Source organism: Hymenobacter sp. AT01-02 (genome assembly GCF_000961955.2).
Taxonomy (GTDB): Bacteria; Bacteroidota; Bacteroidia; order Cytophagales; family Hymenobacteraceae; genus Hymenobacter; species Hymenobacter mucosus.
In genome coordinates this window covers 1-559 of the sequence record NZ_JZIR02000167.1, presented here as the reverse complement: position 1 = coordinate 559, position 559 = coordinate 1, and the positions used below count along the sequence as shown (strand labels likewise).

Below are 559 nucleotides of genomic sequence, written 5' to 3'. Positions count from 1 at the left end.
GGGCTGGTACTCCCGTGGCACTGCCGTTTTCCCTGAGCCTGGGGCGCTTTGCAGGTCGGCACGAAGCCACGTACCGTCCTGCTTACCCAGACTCTTTATTCTTCTGCTACGTGCTGGCGGGGGCGTTTGAGGTTGAAGGCCGCCTACTGCACGCTAAAGATGGGCTAGCTGTATGGGAAACCGAGGAAGCCGAATTAGAAGCACTCAGTAACAACGCCTTGGTAGTAACCATAGAAGTGCAGGCTTAAGCAGAACGGGTGAGGAAGGTTGGAGCCTATAGCTGCGGTAGGGGGAAAGTGGCTGCTTAACGTACACTCACAGGTTCAGTAGTTCCGCCGCCGCCCCAAAGGCCGATTTACGCCCTTCCTGTACTTGTTGCTCAATAGTCGCTAAGTGGGCTTGCACGGCCGCGCGAGCATAAAAGCGCGTCTCCAGCGCCTCCCGAATCGTTTCGTGCAGCCAGTGGAGGTTCTGCTCTTGGCGGCGGCGCTGAAAATAGCCACTGCCCTGGGTTTGCTGCACGTATTGGTCTATTACACCCCACACCAGCGGAATGCCA

The 559-nt window shown here is 57.2% G+C and carries 2 pseudogenes; one reads left to right on the top strand and one right to left on the bottom strand.

The features are described 5' to 3' along the window. A pseudogene (locus VI25_RS21895) lies at nucleotides 1-248 on the top strand (hypothetical protein); the annotation flags it as partial. Nucleotides 249-315: 67 nt separating this feature from the next. Here the strand turns inward: VI25_RS21895 and VI25_RS21890 are convergent. Beyond that, a pseudogene (locus VI25_RS21890) lies at nucleotides 316-559 on the bottom strand (methylmalonyl Co-A mutase-associated GTPase MeaB); the annotation flags it as partial.